Genomic DNA, 14494 nt, shown 5'->3' with positions numbered 1-14494 from the left:
GCTTTGCCTTGGTGGCGACGATCTTGATGATGGTGATTCTGGTCCTACTCGCCGTAGGACTGCTCTCGCTCTCAAGCATTTCTCTCCGAGGAACAACAGCGGGCAAGGCGGCGGCAGAGGCGAGATCAAATGCAAGACTTGCTCTGCTTCTGGCTGTTGGCGAACTACAACGAGAGCTGGGCCCAGACCGGAGAATCAACTGCCAAAGCGGAATCGACGGCCTGGCCCTCTCAGGCCAGGGCAATTGGCTTGGCGTCTACGATGCATGGAATTCCGATCAATCGGAGCGCCCGGAATTGGATAATCAGTTCCGCGGCTACCTGGTATCAGGAGAAGGAATGCATGAGCGGGATGCCGCCGCCAAACAGCTGACGGGTGAGTCGATTGAACTGGTCTCAAGTGGAACTCTCGGAACTCCGGAGCCACACAAACAGGTTGTGGCTGGGCTAATTCCGATGACGAATGACGACGGCGAAAAAGTCGGGCAATATGCGTGGTGGGTCGGCGATGAAAATTCGAAGGCCAAGATTACGGCAGGGCAGCGTGTGCCCGAAGAGGTCGGCCCTGAATTGCTCGCCCAGCATGCTGCCCAATCTGCGCCGGGGACGGGCTTCCAATTGGTCGATTCTCTCGCCGGCGTCAACGGAACAGGAAGGGCAGATTGGGACCTGGGCGACAACTTGCGATCCAAGGTTGTGTCCTTTGGTTCGGCTGATCTTCTATCAGGGGGCAATGGCAATGTCGGAAGCAACTTCCATGACATTACCACTGAGTCATTCGGGGTGCTCACGGACGTTCGGGTCGGAGGCCTGAAACGCGACCTCTCGCTCTATCTAGGGCGAGAATTTGATAGGCGCCTGCGCCAACCGCTCTACGACGTCCAAAGTGGTTCAACCGTGAATTTTTCACCCGATTCCGAAGATGCCAGCCTTTGGGATACGCTCGACGAACATTCGGGCATCACGATGGAGGAGCTCTGGTTGTACTACAACCTCTATCGGGAGGTTGCGTATAGTCGCCCTTCCAGTGAGGACATGAAGGTCGGAGTACTTCCCGCAGCTTACCCGACCCTGCTTTCGCCAAACTCCCGCGACGATGTGATTCGCGACCGATTCTACATCTACAAGAGGAAAATCTTCTCACAAGTGAAGTACATCCTCTCCCTCGCCACTGTTCCGAGCAGTGTGGAACAGGGTAAGTATGATTTGCGAATCTCCGTGGATCCGGTCGTTGTGCTGTGGAACCCCAATAACGTGGCACTTGAGTATCAGGTCGGCGGCTACTCGACCGTCGGGTTCTCTTCACTGCCGTATGAGTGTGTGTTCGAAGTGAGCAGTAGCGCAGGCTCGAAAACGACCGCCGTTCCATTCAGCAACTTTTTCTCCACCGTGAATGGAGTGGCCGCACAAGTCGGGAAGGCGCACCGCATCGTGCTCGGACCTGGCGAGAGTCGTGTATTCTCGCCTGCGGCAGACAAGACAGGAGGCAAGTCCATCACCGTGGATCTGGAGTCGGGCTGGGATTTCACAACTGGCGCACTATTCTCTGACTCGACCTTCCCGACAGGTTTGAGTTCCCAGGACCGGGTCAAAGTCACGTTGAAGCCTGTGGCGTCCACAAGACAAGATTACATCACCTACTGGTTCGGACCGCGCTCGCCGGACCCAGCGCTTCAGGCAGGTACGATCTCCCTCTGGCAGGATATGGTGATCGGCAAGACACTACCCGAGATCATAACACCTCAGGCTTACAGCGTATCAACGATCACAAACGAGGAAAAGGTGCCACTCATGCTGTTCAGCTACTACCTTCGCCCCGAGAACGACACCGAAACGGCGTCTCGACCTTGGATCTGGAACAATCCCGCCATTGTCTACCGCTGGCCGGCCGATGGCTCGATCTCGAGTCGAGTTCATCGTCAGTTCGAGATGAAGGTGGTAGGGATCGACACATGGGAGAACCCCTATGTGCAGGTAACCCCAGACAACCAGGCATACTGGGGCGGTGGTGTGAGAGCCGACTTCGGCGTCCCATTCTTCACCCATCGCAGTATCCCGCTCACGCCTCCGCTATCACTCGCTGCCCTACAGCACTCTTGCGCGAATGGTTTCCGCCGCTATTGGAAAGACAGCCCAATCAGCACTGGCGGACCCGGCACATTCCCACAGGATGCGGAGAGCCTGGACGGATACCAGTATCTGGCACCAAAAGTCTCAAAGGCGATCGGCAATTCGTTTGCCCACCCACTGATCGCGGAGGATCGCACGGATGGCGAATTATTCGCTCATCTCGGCGATAAGAATTCCTCAGCCGCACGCAATCATACGATCGCCGACCACGCCTACCTCGCAAACGCTGCACTCTGGGACTCATGGTACTTTTCCTCTCTCGCTCCCCAGACGGTGGAAGCCTACGGCGACAATCGGCGTGATCTGCAACAGGTCTTCGACGACTTCTTCACTGACACTGCCGAGAAACAGCCTGTCCCACTGCCTTCAGCCCGTATGCGTCCGTACCGAACGATGAACCAGGATCCCCAAGAGCTGATTCGCAACAGCATAGCTTCCGATGACGCCTATCGCCAGGTCGCCGGTCACTTGATGGTTGATGGAGCCTTCAACGTCAACTCAACCTCTGTTACCGCGTGGAAGGCAATCCTGGGAAGTTTGCGCGGCCACAATGCGGTGCGGCGTGATCGTGGTGACCGCAGCGTCAGGCTTGAATCCGGTTCATATGCCGAAACCGTGGTGAACGGCTTGATCATTGCCAACGGCCCATATTCCAAGCCGTCAGGTGACCCCCAAGAGCCAAACCAGTGGACAGGATTCCGGACTCTCGACGATCGTGAGATCGGTGAACTTGCAGAGTCCCTCGTCGAAGAAATCAAACTTCGTGGTCCATTTCTATGTCTGTCTGACTTCATCAATCGGCGTCCAGGGCGCAACACTGCCTTTGCCCGCCAAGGCACCCTGCAGGCTGCCATCGAACGCTCAGGCATCAATCAGGAGCTCGAAGAAGGAACTCGGACAACGGGACCACTAGCCTCAGTGCCCTTCCCCGATGCCGGCAAGGGCTCCAAAGCAGCTGGGATGCCGGGCTATATCGGGCAGGCCGACCTGCTTACCCCGCTAGGACCTACGTTACAGGCAAGGTCGGACACCTTCACGATTCGCGCATACGGCAGTGCCACAGACAACAATGGCGCTGTCATCGCCCGGGCTTGGTGCGAGGCCATCGTTCAAAGAGTCCCGGACTACATCGAAGGGACCGACGCACCGGGCACATCCCAGTCTTTGCTGAGTTCGGCAGCAAACCGCGTCTTCGGCAGGAAGCTGGACCTGGTTGGCTTCCGCTGGCTGACTTCTGATGAAATCTAAGATTGAGAACCCAATGAATCTTCGCAACTTCAGGAGCCTGCCCTGCCTTTTGGCGACTGTGGTCGCTCTTCTGACAGTTGCCGATTCAGGACGATGTCAGGAGAAACCAGAACAAGCGCAAGCCAGAAACGACGGAGCGATTCTCTTGAGGGTGATGTGCAAACAAGGGGTGAATGGCGCGAGCGAACTCAAGATCATTCAAGGCAAGAAGATTCTGCACGAACTCGACCTATCGGCGCCCCTCACAAGTGACCCCCTACCCATTGCACGCGGCAATCTGCTGATCACTCGAGAAGAACCTTCGGAAACCGAGAGTGGTGTTGCTCCGGTGCTTGATCTGAAGATCCCGGAATCTGGCAAACGCTTTGTTCTCGTGCTCTTTCCCGCGCCTGGGGGCAAGAGAGAGCAACCTTATCTCTACAGGCTCATCCGTACCGACGATCAGAGGTTCGGCGTCTCTGACCTTTATCTCTCCAACCTTACGTCACTTCAGATCGGAGGGCTTCTCGGCACAGCCAAGTTCAACCTGTCACCGAATGCATCGGAAATCGTCACACCCCTGCCAGCCCCCTCGGGAGCACGGGTCTACCAAAGCCGCTTCTACTTCCAATTCGAGGGGAAGGCTCGAATCTTCAACGACACACGTTGGCCGATCTCACGCAGTGCCCGGATCTACCTATTCTTTGTTCCCGACCCCAATCGAAACTCGGTTGGATATCTATCCTTCCGGGAATATGCTCCGTTCCCGTGAGACGAATGATGGCGCCGAGCTCGGCCAGCAAGGAAGACTGCCGGGTGACAGACACAACCCTTCTTGAACGTGGAAGTCTTTCGAGGTAGCACCTAGAACAGCACGAGTTTGCTCCAGCCTGTGAAACGTACTGGGGGATCAACCCTTGGCGGCACGACCCTTGATGCCACCAGGTGCCCAGTTGGCCATTCAATACGCCCGGAGCGGAGGGAAATGACGTGTTTTCAACTCTGAAATGACTGATTATCAGAACTTTTCAAAGACCCAACACGCCACCACTCGGAAGGAACATGGTTGCTTGATGAGGCGGCACAACTACCAAACCCTTTTGAGATGAAATCCCCAGCGCACGGCAGATGAGGTGGTCGGCGGCCTCCCTTCAGCCAGATGCGCCAAGAAACGCCTGGTTCAGACTGACTTCCTTCTACGACGAGCAAGAAAAAGAACCGCAACAGACGCAAGCATGGCTGTCCTTGGTTCCGGCACTCCGTTCAGGGTATTCGTCGTGTAGAGATTTGAGACTGTGGTGGCATCTGCAGCCTCGTCCAGTATCCAGACTTCGTCGATGCGTCCTTCAAAGTCGAAGTCATTCGCAGAAAAGAAAGCCGCGCCAATCGTATCAACGGTGAAATCTGTATTCTCCCCCGCGACGGTATTCACAAGGGTGCCATCTCGATAGAGACTGATGGTAGTACCGGCCCCGACAACCGCGTAGTGATGCCACGCGGTGTCGGAAACGGAGGCAAACTCCTCTTGGGACGAAGCCGGACTTGTATTCACCCATTCTGAACCACGCCACCGGACGACGTCATCGCCCGTCCCTCTCAAACTGATGAAGCTGACATTGGTATCACGCTCGCCAATGGCCATGTTCCACCCCCTCGCGGCGTCATCTTGCTGTGCCCAGAAGCTGATGGTATAATCGCCATTCAAAGCTTGGGCAGAAAATGCCAGATAATCCCGATCCGTGCTGAACTCCATCGCTCCACCACCAAACACAGACTCTCCGATGGTTGTCGTAATCCCTGAGTTACCAACGGTGCCGACGTCCGTCAGCGTGGCGTCGTTTCCATTACCAGAACCATCAGTATAATCGGAATCGAACGAGTAGTGACTCAGCACCGCTGCGTGAGAGGCCAAACCGGTCAGGCCCATAATCATTAGTATGCACTCAATCTTCATGGTATTATTTCGTATGTATTTGTTGTGATTGATCCCTCGCGGGACGGGAGACAGATAGGAGGAGATTTACGTCGAGGAGCACCCATTGGGTCTTGAATTCAGGACCATTCAAATGCCTCTCGACGCGATTCGGAGAAGACTATCGATGCACGCCAACTCTGAAGAATCGTCGAGTTTCAACCGGATCTTCTGGAAGTAAATAGCTGGTGCTTGGGCCGATGCCTGCCGGGATGAAGGAATCGAGTCGCGTCCACCCCTGCATGTCCGAACTGACCTCGATCAGGTATCGGCGATCCGGGGACGACGGCCACGTCAGGGTCGTAACCGGTGAAGTCTGCAACTGCGACACAACCACGTTGGAAACCAAAGGATTGGTGAGCCAAAGAAACTCCTCCAAGTTACTCAGACCGTCCTTGTCATCATCCCCGGCCGGATCCTGACCGGTATTCCCAATTCCCCAGTAAAGCTCCTCCCAGTCGTCATCGAGACCATTCTCCTCAACATCCTTGATTGCGACCTGTTGCATTCCGGTAGCGAGCCGCGATCCAATTGCCAGGTTTCCGCTGGTTCCGAAATGGATACTACTGGACCCGCCCATCGACTGATCATCCGTTTCGACGAGATAACTTAGCACATCGGAATTGGCCACCGCAGCTTGCGCCGCCTTCACTGTCGCGCGGTTGACCGGATCAAGCGCCGTTTGATTGTCGGAGAGCTGGACGATACCAAATTTGAGATCGCTATCGTAGGTGGACCGGACGTCAGCGATGAAGTTGGTCAGGTTAGTCTGGTAGTTGCCGGCATTGGTGCTGCTCCCTGCGTCAGCTTCGCCCTGATGCCAAATCATTCCTTCAATTTCGATGGCAGCCCCAGGGTAGACGGAGGCGAGAGCGGCAAGACCACTTGAAACAGTGGTCTGGAAGTTCTGATAGATCGATCCATCACCTGCAGTGGTGCCGTCACCACCAGGGAACCAGTTGCTGTGGAGGCTGGTGCCACCGAGAGTATGCTTGATAATAGCGATGCGGGCCCTTTCGGAGCCGAGGGCATCGTGAATGTCGACACCAAAGCTGAGTTCAGGCCCAAAGCCACCGGCATTACCAGTCATTGAACCACTTCCGGGCTGCAAGCGGATCAACTGGTTCGCCGGGAGCATACTGTTGCCGCCCCCATTGCCATGGAAGAGATCAATATCCGACTGGATCAGTTCAAGCCCGCCGGAAAGTTCGCTTGTGACTCCGTATCCGTCCGCATTCGATTGACCTCCCACTAGATACACGACGACCCTGTCCGGGTTGGCTGGTGGAACTAGGACGGTCGAACCGCCGAATCCAATCTCTCGCATGGCAACAAACCCCTCAGTGGTGTTGTTCGCTTTGTCGGTGATCTGGAATAGCACTGACCTCACACCCTCGTAGCCAGCTCCGAAGCCGAAGGTTTGTGCGGGGGAAGATCCCGTCGCCGGGGCAGCAGAGGCACTCCCATTGAATGGCGACCCAATTTGATTTCCTGTCCCGCCAGGGCCGTCGTAGAAGGTAAGGGAAAAATCCCCAACACCATTGCCGGGAGCTGCGACCGCATTTCCGTTCGTGTGATTCCATAGGTGGAACGCTTCCAGGATTGCTGGAGAATCGAATTCCAGCATGATGTTCACGGGGAACCCACCGAGGGGAGGATCGGTCGTGGCATATGACTCACCGGCGAGGGCTGCGTCCTCAAGGTCCTGGGGTGAGGAATGATTGGCATTCTTCAGATCTTCCAAAGGAAAGGGCCCGTTGCCACTGACAAACACCCCGCCATCCGTAGAAGCGCTGCTATGATAGAGGAAACTCTGGGAGCCTTCGAAGGCAGCTTCCCGGATTCCTACAAAAAGCGAACCCGGATTGTGGTTATCGGCCGTAAGCGTCACTGAGCGAACTCCCTTGTAGCTCGTTCCGAAATTGAAAGTCTCGGCTGGATACAAACCGGAAGCCGGAGCCTTCGCCGCATTGTTGCTGTAGGGTGATCCGATCTGACTTCCGGTGCCGTTGGGCCCGTCATAGAATGTCAGGGTAAAGGCATTCACACCTTGGTTGGCGGCGGCGCTAGCACCATTGCTATGATTCCATAGATGAAAGGCATCAAGGGACACGGCTACATCGAACTCAAAGGTGATTGTCACCGGGTATCCACCTGCTGGAGGAGATGTCGTGGCGTATGAGCGGGTTCCAGCCCGAATGGAGGCGTTCTCGGTGTCGGCGGCCGAACTATATCCACCGTTTTTGAGGTTCTCAATCGGGTAGTCAGAACTGAATTCCCCTCCATTCGTAGATGCGCTGTCGTGATAGAGGAAGGCTCCCCAAGCGTTCGTCGAACAGGAGATGAGGAGCAAAAGTAAAGAACGGTGTTTCATAGACGTTGGCGAGCTGGCGTTCACTGGCAGTGCGAATAAGTAAACCATCGTTGTCCGAATCAGGTCTCGGGCAATCGAGCTACTGATCAATCCGCCCTCAGCGAGTCGCGTTAACAACTTTCGTCTGATTTGTTCATTTGGCAGACATAAGTGCCTACCGGCTCACCTTTGAGCTAGATGAGCTCCGCCCAAGACTCCGAAGAATTCTCAAAGATTGTCGTTAACGGTCGCCAGTTTCCAGAATACATTAGCATTGATATGGAGCTAGACGCCGCCCAACAAGCTGAGTTTGTAAGCCAGATCGCCCGCCACCAGGCTGCCCTACATGCATACATTGTTTCCTTGATGCCGGGAATGGATGGGGTCGACGATGTTCTTCAGGAAACCAACCTGGTCCTGTGGGGAAAGCGTACTTCCTTCGAACAGGGCTCGAATTTCCGGGCGTGGGCTTGTGCGATCGCGCGTTTCAAGGTGATGGGACATCGGCGGAAGCTCGCCAAGCTTGGTTTTCAGATGTTTGACGATGAATTGGCTGAGCAGCTCGCGACGGAGTGCGCCGCTGAACCTGCCGAGTTCGATTTTCGCCTGAGAGCCCTGGAGAAGTGTATGGGGAGATTGGGGGAACGGGAGCGGAGCCTGGTGGAGCATCGATACTTTTCGGATGCCAACCTTGATGAGTTCGCCGCAGTGCGAGGTCAGTCGCTTGAAACCCTACGTGTGACACTCTACCGGGTAAGAGCTGGCTTGAAGAAGTGCATTAGCGGCGAAATGATGCTTTACCGCGCCCAATCATGAACCGTCGAGAGCTTGAGATTCATCTGCAGGACTTGTTCGAAGGGCGACTTACAGGCGCTCCGTTCGAAGAACTCCAGACTGCTCTGAGAAAGGATACATCAGCTCGCGAGGCCTACCGGGAGTATCTTCATCTCCATCATTCCCTGAAGTTCCGCAGTTCAGGGGTGGACCTACTCAACGTGGTGCCGATGGATCGTGTGATCGAACGAGGGCAGCGCCGGACGCTGCGGCAGGCCGGCCTGGCGGCAGCCGCGCTGCTCGTTCTGGTTGGAGTGACCATGGCACTGATCCTGACACGGGCGCCCGCCCCAACCCTGTCCGTTGCAGCGAGTCCGGGCACCGATTTCACGATTGGTCATGAAAGACTCGGAGATGAAGCTCCCAACGGGCTTGTGCTGGAGCCAGGGTCCCGTCTTCAGCTGAAAAGTGGCACGGTGGAGCTCGATTTCACGTCGGGGGTTCGCGGAATTGTCCGAGGTCCGGCCGATCTGACGCTTCAGCGGGAGGATCTCCTGGAGTTCTCCAGTGGGACTGCTTGGTTTGAGGTGCCAGCCAAGGCGATTGGCTTCAAGGTCAACACTCCAGACTTACTCCTCACCGATCTCGGCACTGAGTTCGGAATCGTCTCGGCTCCCAATTTTCTTGATGAGGTTCATGTCTTCAGCGGCATGGTCGAAGTCCAGAACCGCAGTGGGCTGATGACCAAAGAGTTGCTTACAGAAGGTCAGGCCCGATTCGCTGGTCTGGCGGGAAGATGGAAAGAAATACCCATTCGCCCCGACCACTTCCTAAATGAGCTTCCGATCACTGAAACCCAGCCTGAGGTGCTGACCCATGAACAATCGAGCTATGCACAGTTTGCCTTTGTCGATGACGTCAGCAATTCTGACCTCCTGCATGGCCTGAAAGCCCGCACCTTTGGCTGGAACCAGAAGAACGATGCCTCACCTCTTGAACTCACGGATGGTGTGCATGGAGATCACAATGATGTCGTACCCGGTGACAGGGTTCAGGGTGCGTGGACCACGGTTGGCGCCGTTGCGGAATACGAGCTTGGACGAGGTGCGACCGGACGGGGCTATGATATTACTTCGATTCAGTCGATCGCCTCCTGGAACAATGCCGGTTTCGGGAACCAAGCATGGACTGTGGAGGTCAAGCCCGTCGGTGGTGACTACCGTATTCTTCACACCGTGAGCTTTCACCCGCTCAATCTGCAGGCGCTTAACGGCGGAGGGGCGACCAAAGTCACCCTGACGCACAAGGATGGCGTGCTGGCTGGCGGGATCGAGTTCATAAGATTCACCGCCAGTCACGTGGAGGGTTCCGTTGACAACGCCTTTGTTTGGCGAGAGATCGATGTATTTGGTCACTTGACTGGGCAACAATAGAGGTCGCATCAATTCGCCACGAGTTGGTTGCTGACACAGAGGGTCCGATTTTCGAGATCAGATTGAACTCGCCCATCTTGACCCTGCGAAGTCCGGGCAGACTGATGATCAGGCAGCCGGACGGGGTTTACCAAAAGGAGTAAAACTGAAGCCATTCGGATTTTCTGGCAACGTTCGGACCTTGGTCCATCGGCGAACGATTCCGCAACCCGCTGTCTGTGGGGAGCCTGTGTATGGGGTCCTGACCGACTCTTTCCTTTTGCCAACGTGTTATTCTGCCGCAGGCGCCGAGAACGGAGACTCACTGACCTCCCAATCCTCGTTCTTCTCGGTGAAGGTGCGAAGCGTCCACTCGCTGGGAATCAATGCCACCAGGTGCCCATGCGCATCACGAACCAGGCGGACATCCATCGATAGCTCAGGGAGATCCTCCGGGGTGGTTTCACCCTCCTTCTTGCGCATCCAGCGGGCGTAGCTCCACGAGGCTGGCTCGATCCGGGTCTCGGCATCATACTCGCCCTGCAAGCGGTGCTGCATCACTTCAAACTGCAGCGGCCCCACAGCCCCAAGAAGGGGGACATAGGCACCGGTGGTATCGAGCGGCTTGAACTCCGTCACCACCCCTTCCTTGAGCATCTGCTGAAGGCCGGAGCGGAAGCGCTTGAACTTCGCGGTGCTCGAGTTGTGGAGATAAGCAAAGCACTCGGGGGCGAAACGCGGAATCTCGTCGAAGCTCAGGTTCTTCTTTGAGGACAGGGTGTCTCCGATCAGGAAATCATGGTTGCCGACCAACCCGGCCACATCCCCGGCATAGGCATCATCCACGGTCTCGCGGTCCTGACCGAAGAGGCTCATGGAATTCGAGAGGCGGACCTTCTGTCCGGTGCGGGTGTGGATCACGTTCATGTCCCGCTCGAATTTGCCGCTGACAATCCGGATGAAGCTGACCCGGTCGCGGTGCTTCGGGTTCATGTTCGCCTGGATCTTGAAGACGAAGGCGGAGAACTCCGGAGAAGTCGGCTCGATCCGGTCGCCATCACTGAGGCGCGCGGCCGGCGGTGGGGCCAGGTCGATGAAGCGCTCCAACAGAAGCTGCACCCCGAAATTGTTCGCGGCACTGCCGAAGAACACCGGCGTCAGTTCGCCGGATGAGACGGCATCGAGGTCGAAGTCCGCACCCGCGCCATCCAACAACTCAAGTTCCTCGCTCACCTGCTCGTAGACATCGGAATCAAGCTTCTCCCTCACGCGCGGATCGGAAATATCGCTGACCTCTTCAGGCGCTTTGAAGGCCCCTCCCGGCGTCTTCTCGAACAGGTGGACCTCACCCTTCTCACGGTCGTAGACGCCACGGAAGCGCGGACCATCGCCGAGCGGCCAGTTGAGCGGATAGGCTGCGATGCCGAGGACACTCTCAAGTTCATCGAGGAGGTCGAGCGATGGCTTCGCCGGCCGGTCGAGCTTGTTCATGAAAGTGAAGATCGGCACACCGCGCTTGCGGCACACCTCGAAGAGCTTCCGGGTCTGACTCTCGATCCCCTTACCCGCATCCACGACCATGATGGCCGCATCCACCGCCGTCAGCACTCGATAGGTATCCTCGGAGAAGTCTTTGTGCCCGGGGGTATCAAGGATGTTCACCACGCAGTCCTTGTACTCGAACTGCAGGACGGTCGAACTGATCGAAATCCCCCGCTGCTTCTCCAGTTCCATCCAGTCCGAAGTCGTCGCCCGCTGATTCTTCCGCGCCGTCACGCTACCCGCCAGATTGAGGGCACCACCGTAGAGCAGGAACTTCTCGGTCAGCGTCGTCTTGCCGGCATCCGGGTGGGAAATGATGGCAAAGGACCGGCGACGTGAAACTTCGCGTTTGAGTTCGGAGGCAGGGACTGAGGACATGCGGCCCGAGGGCGTAGGGTGCCCCGGCACAGAATTCAATGACGACCTTTGCCAGCCGCCACGAACGGAGACTCAAGCCCCACGGTCACGGTGGCGGGCAAAGCCAGGTTCACTCTCCACCGACCTCCACGCCGAGGATCACTTCGCAGTCCGGCATCTTGGCACGGACCGCATCCGCGCCAGCCGCATCCACCGCGGTCTGCCAGAGGTAGAGACGTTTCAGGTTCGGCAGGTCGACCAGCTTCAGCACGCCCTCGTTGGTCACCTTCGTACCGTAAAGGTTCAATGACTCCAGCGCCACCATGCCAGCGACCGCCTCGAGTGCAGCGTCGGTGACCTGGGTCTCCGACAGCCGAAGCATCTTCAGCTTCGACGCATCGGCCAGTGAGAGGAGCCCCGCATCCGTGACCTGGGTCGCAGACAGGTCCACCGACACCAAGGCAGGTGCCAAGGGCGCCAGCTTGGCCAATTCCTCATCGCCGAAATTCTTGCGCATGCTGACGGCGGTGAAGGTCACGCCACTTGACTGCTGCGACTCGAAATTCAAGGCCGATGGGAACACCTCCTGGAGTTTCTCGACTTCCGCTGCCAGAGCCTCGCGCGCCTTGGCCTCTTCCTCCTGCGCCGAGGTGGCTGCAGCCGCTTCCGCTGCGGCAACTTCAGGCGGAACCAGCTTCGAAACCGCTTCCTTCACCTCAGCAGGCATCTCGGCGTCAACCACCTTCAGGTCCGGCGAGGCACCCGCATTGATCCACCACTCAAGCACGGCGATCTCATGATCCTCCATCTGCTTCTTGTCCTCCGGCGGCATGTGCTCGTCGTCATCCAACGGCAGGTGGATTCGATAGACGATGTTGCTGTCCTCGGCATTCCCCGGTTCGAAGCCATCGCCCTCCTTCCCTCCTGCGAGGGTCAGTTCGTAGGTATCCATCCGCAACTTGCCTTTCTGCTTGTCCTCACCGTGGCAGGACACGCATTTCTGATCGAAGATCGGCTGGATGAGATGGGTGTAAACGACTTGCTCTTCGAGCGGAACGCCGACCGGTTCCTGGGTGGCCCCAGAACCCTCAGCCGGCTCGTCCGAAGACCCGTCCTCCTCAATCGGCAACTTCTCGGCGCCGGGGAGCTGATTGATCCATTCGCGAAGAGCTGGTGGCTCTTCCTTCCGCAAATACCCCTTCCCATGCACGCTTTCACCGCCATCGTGGCTGGCCACCGTCATCACGCCGGCGCTGGCGAGCAGACTCAGGAAGTAGACGAAGCCCCCTTTGCCACCGGCGAGGTCGACCCAGTTCTTCACGCAGAACGCCACGATCGTGGCCGAAGCGAATCCGATGCCCCACCACATGTGGTTCTGGATCAGCTCGGAGTTGTCATCGCCACTTTGGTAGAGAAGGAAGCCTACGACGACGGCCACGACCGCCGAAACCGCGGTGAAGAATGCCGGCACCAAGGTCGAACTCCCTTTCTCCGAACGGAACAGCTTGCCCAGCTCCATCAGGATCACCAACGACAGCATGCCGATCGGCAGGTGGAGGATGATGAAATGGTAACGTCCCAGATAGCGGACCCACTGGGTGGCCGTCTGTCCGTCGGGTTCGCCCGCCAGCAAAGGCATGGCCACCATGCCGACGATGGTCAAAAGACCGACGACAGTAAGGAAAATCGCCGGTTTGGCGGAGGGAGCTTCTTGGTCAGACATGGATGCGGATCATTACGTAGGCACCGCAGGGATGTTTCGCAGAAATGGAGAGGAAATCCGGCCATTCCTGTCCCTTGAGTCACACGTCCACCACGGGACCTTCCTTGGGACCCTTGGTTTTCGGAACCTTCTTCCCCAAGAACGGAAGGAAGCGGGAAACATTGATTCCCAAAGCACCCAGGGAACTCACGAAGATCAGCAGCGCCGTCGCCTCATCGATCAACGGAATCGGATCCGGAATGAACAAAACAATCCCGGACGCCGTCGCGAGAACCAGAGCAAGTGCCTTTTTCATGCCGCAGGATACGCGGCCCCGGCCAAAAATCAATCATGCCGGTAAAAGCAGGGGCGTCGACCTTACGATCGACGCCCCCCTTCAAATTCGTTCCCCTTCCCTTGCGGGGACCGGAATGGCTACTTGCTGTCCGACTTCTTCGCGGCCTTTTTGGCCACCTTCTTGGCTACCTTCTTCGCGATCTTCTTGGGCAGCTTCTTTGGAAGTTTCTTGGCTGGAGCCGCTGGAATCTCGTCGAGCAGACCGCTCACCGCAGGTTCCTCGGCCTTCGCCTTCTTCTTCTGCTCACCAGCGACATCCTCGTCTTCCTCTCCGCCGTGGCTGAGAATGAAGTGCAGGTCGTCGAGACCGAGGTTCGAGGCGAAGCCCTCGTCGCCGAGCACGTTCGTCACCAACTGCGTCTTCTGGTGCTGGAGGATCCGGATCTTCTCCTCGACGGTGTCGCGGGTAAGGAGGCGGTATGCAATGACCTTGTTCTTCTGACCAATCCGGTGCGTCCGGTCGATCGCCTGGTTTTCCACCGCAGGGTTCCACCATGGATCGTAAAGGATCACGTAGGAGGCGGAGGTCAGGTTCAGCCCCGCACCGCCCGCCTTCAGCGAAAGCATGAACACCGAGGCATCCTTGCTCGTCTGGAAGCTTTCGATCTCCCCTTTCCGGTCCTTGGTCTGGCCGGTGAGGTAGTGGAAGGGACGTGCCTCGAGCTCGAG

At 57.1% G+C, this 14494-nt stretch carries 10 protein-coding genes; 4 read left to right on the top strand and 6 right to left on the bottom strand.

Features of this window, described 5'->3' with window-relative positions; all coding sequences use genetic code 11:
- Nucleotides 1–26 precede the first annotated feature (26 nt).
- Nucleotides 27–3377: a hypothetical protein gene (locus JIN81_RS02140; protein WP_234044414.1), complete on the top strand. Its 3351-nt coding sequence runs from the start codon at nucleotides 27–29 to the stop codon at nucleotides 3375–3377.
- Nucleotides 3378–3528: 151 nt separating this feature from the next.
- Nucleotides 3529–4128 (top strand): hypothetical protein, encoded by a 600-nt coding sequence (locus tag JIN81_RS02135; protein WP_200275844.1) that lies wholly within the window; start codon nucleotides 3529–3531, stop codon nucleotides 4126–4128.
- Between the two features lie 408 nt (nucleotides 4129–4536).
- On the opposite strand, the gene JIN81_RS02130 is transcribed toward JIN81_RS02135, so the two are convergent.
- Both JIN81_RS02130 and JIN81_RS02125 read right to left on the bottom strand, forming a co-directional pair.
- Nucleotides 4537–5310: a LamG-like jellyroll fold domain-containing protein gene (locus JIN81_RS02130; protein WP_200275842.1), complete on the bottom strand. Its 774-nt coding sequence runs from the start codon at nucleotides 5308–5310 to the stop codon at nucleotides 4537–4539.
- Between the two features lie 139 nt (nucleotides 5311–5449).
- The gene (locus JIN81_RS02125; protein ID WP_200275840.1) at nucleotides 5450–7750 is read right to left on the bottom strand and encodes a sialate O-acetylesterase; all 2301 of its coding nucleotides are present in this window, start codon (nucleotides 7748–7750) and stop codon (nucleotides 5450–5452) included.
- A gap of 129 nt (nucleotides 7751–7879) precedes the next feature.
- Here JIN81_RS02125 and JIN81_RS02120 point away from each other — a divergent pair, with 129 nt between their 5' ends.
- Nucleotides 7880–8497, top strand: a complete 618-nt coding sequence (locus JIN81_RS02120) for a sigma-70 family RNA polymerase sigma factor (RefSeq protein ID WP_200275838.1) — start codon at nucleotides 7880–7882, stop codon at nucleotides 8495–8497.
- Nucleotides 8494–9888 carry a FecR family protein gene (locus JIN81_RS02115; RefSeq protein ID WP_200275836.1) on the top strand — a complete coding sequence of 465 codons (1395 nt, stop codon included), beginning with the start codon at nucleotides 8494–8496 and terminating at the stop codon, nucleotides 9886–9888. Before JIN81_RS02120 ends, JIN81_RS02115 begins: the two co-directional genes overlap by 4 nt.
- 270 nt (nucleotides 9889–10158) lie before the next feature.
- On the opposite strand, the gene JIN81_RS02110 is transcribed toward JIN81_RS02115, so the two are convergent.
- The 4 genes from JIN81_RS02110 to JIN81_RS02095 form a co-directional block, all read right to left on the bottom strand.
- Nucleotides 10159–11787 carry a peptide chain release factor 3 gene (locus JIN81_RS02110; RefSeq protein WP_200275834.1) on the bottom strand — a complete coding sequence of 543 codons (1629 nt, stop codon included), beginning with the start codon at nucleotides 11785–11787 and terminating at the stop codon, nucleotides 10159–10161.
- Between the two features lie 109 nt (nucleotides 11788–11896).
- Nucleotides 11897–13489, bottom strand: a complete 1593-nt coding sequence (locus tag JIN81_RS02105; RefSeq protein ID WP_200275832.1) for a c-type cytochrome domain-containing protein — start codon at nucleotides 13487–13489, stop codon at nucleotides 11897–11899.
- Between the two features lie 79 nt (nucleotides 13490–13568).
- On the bottom strand, nucleotides 13569–13784 hold the full coding sequence (locus JIN81_RS02100) for a hypothetical protein (protein ID WP_200275830.1): 216 nt from the start codon (nucleotides 13782–13784) through the stop codon (nucleotides 13569–13571).
- 119 nt (nucleotides 13785–13903) lie between these two features.
- A partial coding sequence (locus JIN81_RS02095) for a helicase-related protein (protein ID WP_234044413.1) occupies nucleotides 13904–14494 on the bottom strand: 591 nt, incomplete at its 5' end.

The organism is Haloferula rosea (assembly GCF_016595525.1).
GTDB lineage: Bacteria > Verrucomicrobiota > Verrucomicrobiia > Verrucomicrobiales > Akkermansiaceae > Haloferula > Haloferula rosea.
This window is presented reverse-complemented; position numbering and strand designations above follow the sequence as displayed.

Bases quoted from the DNA above. Each gene is read 5' to 3' on its own strand.
- JIN81_RS02140 (WP_234044414.1), top strand. From the start codon at position 27: ATGATGGTGATTCTGGTCCTACTCGCCGTAGGACTGCTCTCGCTCTCA.
- JIN81_RS02130 (WP_200275842.1), bottom strand. From the start codon at position 5,310: ATGAAGATTGAGTGCATACTAATGATTATGGGCCTGACCGGTTTGGCC.
- JIN81_RS02125 (WP_200275840.1), bottom strand. From the start codon at position 7,750: ATGGTTTACTTATTCGCACTGCCAGTGAACGCCAGCTCGCCAACGTCT.
- JIN81_RS02120 (WP_200275838.1), top strand. From the start codon at position 7,880: ATGAGCTCCGCCCAAGACTCCGAAGAATTCTCAAAGATTGTCGTTAAC.
- JIN81_RS02115 (WP_200275836.1), top strand. From the start codon at position 8,494: ATGAACCGTCGAGAGCTTGAGATTCATCTGCAGGACTTGTTCGAAGGG.
- JIN81_RS02110 (WP_200275834.1), bottom strand. From the start codon at position 11,787: ATGTCCTCAGTCCCTGCCTCCGAACTCAAACGCGAAGTTTCACGTCGC.
- JIN81_RS02105 (WP_200275832.1), bottom strand. From the start codon at position 13,489: ATGTCTGACCAAGAAGCTCCCTCCGCCAAACCGGCGATTTTCCTTACT.
- JIN81_RS02100 (WP_200275830.1), bottom strand. From the start codon at position 13,784: ATGAAAAAGGCACTTGCTCTGGTTCTCGCGACGGCGTCCGGGATTGTT.